Below are 1542 nucleotides of genomic sequence, written 5' to 3' on the forward strand. Positions count from 1 at the left end.
GTCAATGAGCTCATGGCTTGACCTCGGGTTGGCGCAGGCTGACAAAGTAGCCTGACTCATACGGTACCGGCAGGAAGCGCTCATGCAGTTCACGGAATGACGCGTCCGGATCGAGATCGGCAAACAGCTCCGGATGGAACCATTTCGCCAATTGCGCAATGGCGACGAATTGGTAAGGACTGTTGTAGAACTGATGCCAGATGGCATGGAAGGCTTGATTGCCCTGGGCCTTGATGCCAGCGTAGGCCGGACGCTGGGTGTACCACGCGAGTTTTTTCCTGGCTTGTGTCATGTCCGCGCCCGGACCGACGCCGACCCAGTGGCCGCCGGGGGCAAAAGCTTCCCAGTTGGCGGTGGTGACCACTACGTGCGCAGGATTGGCAACGACGATTTGCTCGGGGTTCAACTGGCCGAACGTGGACGGAATGATGCGGCGGGCAATGTTGTCGCCACCGGCCATATCGACGAACAGGCCAAAGTTCTCGTTGCCGAAACTCAGGCAGCAATCATCGGTGTAGCCGCCGATGCGCTCAATGAATACGCTGGGGCGGGGCGGGTGTTGTTTCTCGATGATGTCGGTGACGCGATGAATCTGCTGGTTACGGAAATCGATGAAGGCTTCGGCTCGTTGTTCCTTGCCGAACAGTTGGCCGAACAGGCGCATGGTCGGCTCGGTGTTCTGGATCGGATTGTTGCGAAAATCGACGTACACCACCGGGATGTCCAGGGCGTCGAGCTTTTCGATGTAGCGCGCATCTTCGGTGGCGTGCTGCGCCTCGATGTTGAGGATGATCACGTCCGGGCGCTGCGAGATGGCCTGCTCGATGTCGAAAGTGCCGTCCTCAAACCCGCCGAAGGTGGGGATTTTGGCGATGCCGGGGAATTTGCGCAGGTAGGCGTTGTAGGTGTCCGGGTCCGACTGGATCAGATCCTTGCGCCAGCCGACGATGCGCTCGATCGGGTTTTGTGTGTCGAGGGCGGCGACCAGATACAACTGCCGGCCTTCACCGAGGATGACCCGTCTGACTGGCAAATGAACCTTGACCTTGCGCCCCAGTAAATCGGTCACCTCGGTGCGCGCTGCATCCGCATCCGCTTCGGTGGCGTTGGCACTGCGTGACGCCAGGGAAAACAGGCTCAGCAGTCCTGTCAGTAACAGCGCAGCAAAAGCGTAGCTGCGTCGATCAAAAGTCACCATGGTCAAAGCCTTTGCAAAAGTCAGGTCGGCCAACGGTTCACACCGCCACCGGGCTGAACGTTTCAGAAATCGACAGTCGCCGACAGTAATAAGGTGCGCGGTGAACCTTGGGAGAACGCGCCATAAGAGGCGACGCCCGACCAGTATTCGTGGTCGAACACGTTCTGCACGGTGGCGCGGAACGTGGTCGGTCGTTCATCGATGCGGGTGATGTAACGTGCGCCGACATCGAAACGGGTCCAGTCATCCAGTTTTTGCGTGTTGGCCTGATTCACGTACTGGCTGCCGGTGTGGATAGCGCCACCGGTCAACGTCAGGCCTGCGACCCACGAGGTGTCCCATTC

At 59.1% G+C, this 1542-nt stretch carries 1 protein-coding gene and 1 pseudogene; both read right to left on the bottom strand.

What is annotated here, in order from left to right:
* Positions 1 to 10: 10 nt before the first annotated feature.
* The gene (locus ACXRVY_RS28410) at positions 11 to 1198 is read right to left on the bottom strand and encodes an ABC transporter substrate-binding protein (protein WP_457265912.1); all 1188 of its coding nucleotides are present in this window, start codon (positions 1196 to 1198) and stop codon (positions 11 to 13) included.
* Positions 1199 to 1260: 62 nt separating this feature from the next.
* A pseudogene (locus ACXRVY_RS28415) lies at positions 1261 to 1542 on the bottom strand (TonB-dependent siderophore receptor); the annotation flags it as partial.

Source organism: Pseudomonas sp. P5_A2_2 (assembly GCF_054177685.1).